Genomic DNA, 6,871 nt, shown 5'->3' on the forward strand with positions numbered 1-6,871 from the left:
GCCCGATTAGCCTGTGAAGTGAGTGGTGCAACAATGCCGCCAGCAGCAGGAACCCACCGAAGCGAGTCCGGCGTTCGCGCCTAACCGCAGTAGGAATCCTCGTCGTTTACGGCGAGGAGGATGTCAATGGATGCCGCGGATCGCGGGGTGCGAGTGCGTTTATTGCTGGATGATATGACCAGTGCCGACATGGGCGAGCAGCTAATTGCCCTCGCGCGCCACCCTAACATCAATATTCGGCTGTTTAACCCAAGCACAGAGCGCAATTACCGCGGCCTTGCCATGTTGTTTGGTTTTAGTCGCTTAAATCACAGGATGCACAATAAATCGTTCACAGTGGACAATGTGATGACCATTGTCGGTGGGCGTAATATTGGTGATGAGTATTTTGCGGCAAATCGTGACCTCGAATTTGGCGATTTTGACCTGTTAGCCATGGGCGATGCAGTGCCTAAGATATCCGATGAATTTGACCGATATTGGAATGCCGACACGACCCATCCGATTGAAGTCTTAAGTGACCATAATCCCACGCAGGCGGAGCTTGAGGCGCTGGCGCAGCGGGTGAGTGAACAGCGTGAACAGTCCAAATCCAGCGAATATGTGAAGCGCTTAGCCGAAAGCCAATTATTGGCAAATTTGCAGAGCGATAGCATGACTTGGTTTTGGGGCAAAGCCTTAGTGCTGGTTGACCCGTCCGATAAATTGCAGCAGGGCGATAAATCCACTTGGTTGCTCAGCCAGTTATTACCTTACCTGACGCAGGTGGAGTCCGAGTTACTCATCATTTCGCCTTATTTTGTGCCGACGCAATCGGGAACCGATTTGCTCACACTCTTGGCGCAGTCGGGTAAGCGGGTTCGAGTCATAACTAATAGTCTGGCGGCAACCGATGTGCTGGCGGTGCATGCGGGATATAAGCAGTATCGAAAAACCTTGTTGGCCGCGGGCGTCGAAATCTACGAAGTGAAAGCTCAGGCGGGTGAGCGCTCCCACAGCTGGCATGGCAGCTCAAAAAGCAGCCTGCACGCCAAATCGTTTGTATTTGATAATAATCAGATATTTGTGGGCTCATTTAACTTTGATCCCCGTTCTGCGGCGGTGAATACCGAGCTTGGATTGTTGATCACTCAGCCGCAATTGAGTGGCCATGTCAGCCATAATATTGAGGAAAAGCTCGCGACGAATACCTATTGACTCGCCTTGGATGATGGCGATCTCGTCTGGTGGGACGATGGGGCGCAGCAGCGCTACGACAGTGAGCCTGATGCCGGATTTTGGCGTATCTTTGTCGCCGATTTCCTCGGGCTATTGCCAATAGAGTCACAGTTATAAGCTAAGGTGACTAAATAGCGGTTTTAGCTATCGCAACTCATTTTGTGAACCGTTATGATAAAAACAGAATAGTTAATGAGAATTTAGGTTTATGAAAAGCAAGGCAAGTCAGTCCCAGGGGCTATTACTGTTTCGGTTATCGCAAACACAGGTCTTTGCTCTGGGCACGCTTAAAATCCGTGAGTTAGTGCCTTACACTCCGCTGAGTAAAATTCCTCAATCTCATCCGACGATCATGGGAGCCGCAAAGATTCGCGGCCATACCATTCCCGTGGTAGATATGGCGGCAGCGATTGGTTATCGCCCCATCAGCGATGAAGAGCGCCAACATTGCTATATCATCATTACCGATTGTCAGCGGATGATTATCGGCTTTTTGGTGCGTGCGATTGATAAGATCATCGAGTGTAATTGGCGCGATATTGAAGCGCCATCGGCCAATTTAGGCCGCAATGCCTTTTTAACTGGAGTAACGCGTTACGATAATCAGCTGGTGCAGTTACTCGACGTGGAGTTGTTGCTGTCGAAGGTCTTCCCCGATGCGCCCGAGGCCAATCGCGCCATTTTAACTGACGTGCAGCGCGAGAAGTTAAAACCCATGCGTATTTTGCTGGTGGATGATTCTAAGGTCGCGCGCAAACAACTTTCCGATGCGCTCGATAGCATTAACATTCCTTATTTTGTTACCCCTGACGGTAAAGAGGCGCTCTCGATTATGGAGCAGGCCGCCGCCGAGCATCATCCTATCGATATTCTGGTCAGCGATATTGAAATGCCTGGGCTCGATGGTTATGAGCTGGCGTTTGAAGTGCGTGACAATCCTCTTCTCGCCAAAGCTTATATCATTCTGCATACCTCACTTTCGAGCGAGATCAGCGTCAGCCAAGCCCACCAAGTTGGCGCAAATGAGGCGCTGACAAAGTTTGATGCCCATGAGCTGGTGGAAGCCATGCTGCGGGGCGCCGATTTAGCGGCTACGCGGGCGAATTAGGCCCCATGTTGGATTTTTGTAAGGGTTTTGCAGGGGCAGGGTAATTTAATCGGCTTATTTCCCCGCAAAGCTAGACAAGTTCGGTCACATCCTATAAAAACCTTATTGGCCTCGATTTTGAAGGTGTGGGGTGGGGAAACTCAGCCGAAATATAATAACGATAGGTTAAGTAATGAAACAAGAATCGTCTTTGTTAGCCAAGTTGGCTAATGGCAGTTTGGTGCTGCAAATTCTCGTGGGGATCATCGCTGGTGTGAGTCTAGCCAGTTTTTCACATGAAGCCGCAAAGCAAGTCGCGTTTTTAGGAAGTCTCTTCGTAGGTGCATTAAAAGCCATCGCACCTATTCTGGTGTTTATCCTTGTGGCGTCTTCCATCGCCAATCAAAAGAAAAATACTCAAACCAATATGCGCCCGATTGTGGTGCTGTACTTATTTGGCACCTTCGCTGCTGCGTTAACTGCCGTGGTGTTAAGCATGATGTTCCCAACCAATTTAGTGTTGGTCGCTGGCGTTGAGGGCACCAGCCCGCCGCAGGGCATTGGCGAAGTGATCAATACCTTACTCTTCAAACTGGTTGATAACCCAGTCAATGCGTTAATGACGGGCAACTACATTGGCATTTTGGCTTGGGGTGTGGGTTTAGGTTTAGCTCTGCACCATGCTAGCGATTCGACCAAGCAAGTATTTGCCGATGTAAGCCATGGTATTTCGCAAATGGTGCGTTTTATCATTCGTTTAGCACCTATCGGTATCTTTGGTCTGGTGGCAGCGACCTTTGCCGAAACCGGTTTTGCCGCAATTGCCGGTTACGCCAAGCTATTGGCCGTGTTACTCGGCGCGATGGCTATCATAGCTTTGATTGTTAACCCGCTGATTGTTTACGTGAAAATTAAACGTAATCCCTATCCTTTAGTGATCCGTTGTCTGCGCGAAAGTGGTGTAACCGCATTTTTCACCCGTTCTAGCGCAGCGAACATTCCAGTGAATATGGCGCTGTGTGAAAAGTTAAAGCTGCATGAAGACACTTATTCTGTCTCTATTCCGTTAGGTGCAACCATCAACATGGGCGGCGCGGCGATTACCATTACCGTGCTGACCTTAGCCGCGGCGCATACCTTAGGCATTCAGGTGGATTTATTAACGGCGTTACTGCTGAGTGTAGTGGCGGCGATTTCGGCCTGTGGCGCATCCGGTGTGGCTGGTGGCTCGTTACTGCTTATTCCGCTGGCCTGTAGCCTGTTTGGTATTTCTAATGATGTGGCCATGCAAGTGGTTGCCGTTGGCTTTATTATCGGGGTTATCCAAGATGCGGCCGAAACCGCACTGAATAGCTCTACGGACGTGATTTTTACGGCCGCTGCTTGTGAAGCCGCTGAAAACAAAGCTAAACTTGGATAAAGTGTGCTGTTGTTAGTGTAGAAAAAGTATCATAAGAGCAGTCACCACGGTGGCTGCTTTTTTTATGGGAGTAGTTATGATCCTTTTCGATTTTAAGGACTTAGATGCGGCTAAGTCTTGGTATGGCGTTAATGATACCGTGATGGGCGGCCTGTCACGCAGTAAGCTCACCATCTCACCTTTAGGCTATGGGATGTTTAGCGGCCATGTGTCGCTCGCCAATGGGGGGGGCTTTGCCTCGGTGCGCTGCGAGTTTTCGCCGCTTGATGTCGGCGAGTTTAGTGGGATTTACCTCGAACTCGACCGTGACAGAAGCAAGCACTACAAAGTGAACCTTAAGGATGCTGATACACCGCAGAGCACGGTTTATCAGGCGCCAATGCCTGATGCTAAGCATCAATCCTTTGGCGTTAACGGTGGCAGTATTATTCACTGGCAACGCATCGAAATCCCTTTTACGGCGTTTCATCCCCAGTGCCGCGGTAAGCCGATTGAGCGTGCTGCGATAGATTTAAGCCGTTTGACTAGCATAGGGCTGGTGATTGGTGCGCAGCAAAGTGGTGATTTTTCGTTAAAGATTAAATCGATAGGTTGTTATTAAAGGGATAATCCTAAGTTTATCCCTTTACGTTAACCGCTCACTTTAGAGTGATTTAGGCGCCGACAATACCTAATGGCGTGGCATGCTCCCACGCACCGCGGGTAAAGTCGGGGAAATTGACCGAGTTGCTGCGGTTATTCAGCGATTGCTCACTTAAAATATTCACCACAGACCAAGCGGCGCCATCGTACACATCCTGATCGAGCGCCTCGCCGTTACGTAGGCAATAGACCATACGCCAGAGCATCACAAAATCCATCCCGCCGTGACCGCCGTTGATTTCGGCTTCTTTACCGATGCGTTGCCACAGTGGGTGATCGTATTTGTCATACCACTTTTGCATGTCCATATCCCACTCGTGGTAACTCTTACCAAAGCCGCCGTGCTCAACGGCAATCCGGTTTGGGAACCCTGCAAAAACGCCATTGGTGCCTTGGATAAGGTTATGGCGGCTGTAGGGCCGAGGGGTGGTGGTATCGTGCTGAACCATTATGGTTCGGCCCTTAACGGTTTTAATCAGGCTCGTGCTCATATCGCCATTGATATACTTGAGCTGATTCCGCTCATGATCGGCGGGAAATTCTCGTTTGGCATACAGCGCGCGCCCGAGCGCGGGTGAACTCATGGAGGTGAGATAATCGAAACGGTCACCGCGGTTGATGTTCATATATTGAGAAATCGGCCCTAAGCCGTGGGTGGGATATAAGTTACCGTTGCGTTTAGTGTGCCAGTAAGTGCGCCACGAACCGGTTTTATGGTCGATTTCCTTCATTTGCCAGCGCAGCTCATGGATATAAGCGGCTTCACCGTGGAGCAGCTCGCCAAACACACCTTGGCGCACCATGCTGAGCACCATCAATTCTTCGCGGCCGTAATTGACGTTCTCCATCATCATGCAGTTTTTCTGAGTGCGTTCGGCGGTGTCGACAAGCTGCCAGCATTCTTCTACTGTCAGTGCTAATGGCACTTCCACAAAGGCGTGCTTACCACTTTCCATGGTATCTATTGCCATGGGAGCGTGCCATTCCCACGGGGTCGAAATAATTACAATATCGATATCATCGCGGTTTAACAGCTCGCGATAGCTGAGATCATTCCCTGTATAGACCGCAGGTTTGGGCCGGTTTTGGTTAACGATATGCTCAACGGCTCTATCGATAACGGCTTGGTGGGTATCACAAATGGCTTTAAGTTCCACGCCTTCTAAGTGACAGAATTGTTCGACATGGCTAAAACCCCGCTCTCCCACACCGATAAAACCGACTCTAACCAGCTCCATTTTCGGGGCGATAAGTCCAATAACGGATTTTCCAACGCGGGGTTTAGGGGCTACGCTACTGGCGTTGGCATTGAGGGCAATATTGGCCGTAACCAGACCTGCGGTAACGGCGCCCGCGGCTTTTAGAAAATGGCGGCGATGAATATTGTGCATAAGCTTCCTGCATTATTTTTGATTATTTGTAGGGCGATATATATCCCGTTTGTTATATCAGAATCCTAAGCTGAGTGAATAATAAAAGATGTAACAAGCTCATTCGTGGGGATGAATGCGCAAGATGTGAAATAAGGTATTTATCTTTACTTTAGCGATAGGTAAATAGTGATAAAGATCGCGTTTTTATTTTCTAATTAAGCTACACTGCCGATTAATTAATCAGACGAAATTATCTTTTATTTTTTAAACGTTTAGCAAATTTAATTTAACCAAAAAATTACATTTTATGGTGGATTTGGGGTAATTTGCGACTCGGGGGAGTAAAGCAGTAAATGGGTTCTATGCTTAATGTACTACCACAACTGACGTTCACTTTAGGTGAGTGGGTATTGCATAAGGATATCAGGATGTCTGGGATTGAAAAACGCCGTCGCCTTCATTGGCGGGAGTCAGATATGCAAAATCGAGAAATTATTGGTCGTTGGTTAGATGAGCGTCCACTGCTTGGTGACAAAATTACCCTCTATAAAGAAGCGGACAAATATTATTTAGAAACCTGGTTTAGCGATGGCTGCCATAGTTTGGATGAAGTGAATCTGTCCGATACGCCGCAGGGCCAAAAAGTGGAAGATGTCGGCGGCAACTTCTTCGGTGAATATTTTATGGTGACGCCTGCCATGCAACTGCAGTTTTGCAATGAGCAGGGCAGTTATTTCCAAGTCGATAAGTTGATGGCAGATATTGATTTCAATCAGCGCGTGGCTTAATGAGTCGCAGTGAAATACGCTAATCAATAAATCGGCAAATACTAAAGCCGATTGGCTAAATACGAGGTCGCTTAAGGCGACCTCGTGTCTTTTAGGGCCTATCCATTAATTAGGGTTATTGATTAAGGTTATGCGCTGAAGAATCCCCTGATGATTTACAAATAAATCATCAAATTAGGGTGGAAGCGCATCTTGTTGCATGATCAAATGGTTTCTCCAAAAACTACACTTGGACAACAAGATGCGCGAAGCCAATATCCTACAACATTCTTTACACCAATACTGCCCAGAACTTCACCTAAAACGATTAAACAGCTTGATGCTGGCCTCTAAGGCACTGATT

General features: G+C 48.3%; 7 protein-coding genes. 6 read left to right on the forward strand and 1 reads right to left on the reverse strand.

Annotation, left to right across the window (positions count from 1 at the left end; genetic code table 11):
- The first annotated feature begins 126 nt into the window (after positions 1-126).
- The 5 genes from B5P39_RS24060 to B5P39_RS24075 all read left to right on the forward strand — a co-directional run bounded on the left by B5P39_RS24060 (position 127) and on the right by B5P39_RS24075 (position 4,326).
- Positions 127-1,197, forward strand: a complete 1,071-nt coding sequence (locus B5P39_RS24060; RefSeq protein WP_254915861.1) for a phospholipase D family protein — start codon at positions 127-129, stop codon at positions 1,195-1,197.
- A 6-nt stretch (positions 1,198-1,203) separates the two neighbouring features.
- Positions 1,204-1,335: a hypothetical protein gene (locus B5P39_RS25100; protein WP_254915862.1), complete on the forward strand. Its 132-nt coding sequence runs from the start codon at positions 1,204-1,206 to the stop codon at positions 1,333-1,335.
- Between the two features lie 91 nt (positions 1,336-1,426).
- Positions 1,427-2,326, forward strand: a complete 900-nt coding sequence (locus tag B5P39_RS24065; RefSeq protein WP_088213161.1) for a chemotaxis protein CheV — start codon at positions 1,427-1,429, stop codon at positions 2,324-2,326.
- 172 nt (positions 2,327-2,498) lie between these two features.
- Positions 2,499-3,725, forward strand: a complete 1,227-nt coding sequence (sstT, locus tag B5P39_RS24070; protein WP_011716493.1) for a serine/threonine transporter SstT — start codon at positions 2,499-2,501, stop codon at positions 3,723-3,725.
- A 76-nt stretch (positions 3,726-3,801) separates the two neighbouring features.
- Positions 3,802-4,326: a CIA30 family protein gene (locus B5P39_RS24075; RefSeq protein WP_088213162.1), complete on the forward strand. Its 525-nt coding sequence runs from the start codon at positions 3,802-3,804 to the stop codon at positions 4,324-4,326.
- 52 nt (positions 4,327-4,378) lie between these two features.
- On the opposite strand, the gene B5P39_RS24080 is transcribed toward B5P39_RS24075, so the two are convergent.
- Positions 4,379-5,758, reverse strand: a complete 1,380-nt coding sequence (locus tag B5P39_RS24080) for a Gfo/Idh/MocA family oxidoreductase (protein WP_088213163.1) — start codon at positions 5,756-5,758, stop codon at positions 4,379-4,381.
- Between the two features lie 335 nt (positions 5,759-6,093).
- On the opposite strand from B5P39_RS24080, the gene B5P39_RS24085 reads away from it, so the two are divergent.
- The gene (locus tag B5P39_RS24085; RefSeq protein ID WP_088213164.1) at positions 6,094-6,528 is read left to right on the forward strand and encodes a hypothetical protein; all 435 of its coding nucleotides are present in this window, start codon (positions 6,094-6,096) and stop codon (positions 6,526-6,528) included.
- Positions 6,529-6,871 lie beyond the last annotated feature (343 nt).

This window comes from Shewanella sp. Shew256 (genome assembly GCF_002196695.1).
In the GTDB taxonomy this organism is placed as follows: domain Bacteria; phylum Pseudomonadota; class Gammaproteobacteria; order Enterobacterales; family Shewanellaceae; genus Shewanella; species Shewanella mangrovisoli.